The organism is Citrobacter sp. R-1.5.2, assembly GCF_035064245.1.
In the GTDB taxonomy this organism is placed as follows: Bacteria; Pseudomonadota; Gammaproteobacteria; order Enterobacterales; family Enterobacteriaceae; genus Citrobacter.
In genome coordinates this window covers 1-502 of the sequence record NZ_JASEYC010000094.1, presented here as the reverse complement: position 1 = coordinate 502, position 502 = coordinate 1, and the positions used below count along the sequence as shown (strand labels likewise).

The window sequence follows — 502 nt, the reverse complement described above, 5'->3', positions numbered from 1 at the left end:
ATAAAGCCCTCATCAACCGTGGCTCCATAACTTTCTGGCTGGATGATGAAGCTATTCAGGCCTGGTATGAGTCGGCAACGCCTTCATCACGGGGAAGACCTCAGCGCTATTCTGATCTCGCCATCACCACCGTTCTGGTCATTAAACGCGTGTTCAGGCTGACCCTGCGGGCTGCACAGGGTTTTATTGATTCCATTTTTACACTGATGAATGTTCCGTTGCGCTGCCCGGATTACACCAGTGTCAGCAAGCGCGCAAAGTCGGTTAATGTCAGTTTCAAAACGTTCACCCGGGGTGAAATCGCGCATCTGGTGATTGATTCCACCGGGCTGAAGGTCTTTGGTGAAGGCGAATGGAAAGTCAAAAAACACGGCAAAGAACGCCGTCGTATATGGCGAAAGTTGCATCTGGCCGTTGACAGCAACACACATGAAATCATCTGTGCAGACCTGTCGCTGAACAATGTGACGGACTCAGAAGCCTTCCCGGGTCTTATCCGGCA

1 protein-coding gene is annotated in these 502 nt (G+C 51.2%); it reads left to right on the top strand.

Annotation, left to right across the window (positions count from 1 at the left end; translation table 11 throughout):
• Nucleotides 1-502 (top strand): IS5 family transposase (locus QMN38_RS26750; RefSeq protein ID WP_323606424.1); only part of this gene is annotated, 502 nt, incomplete at both ends.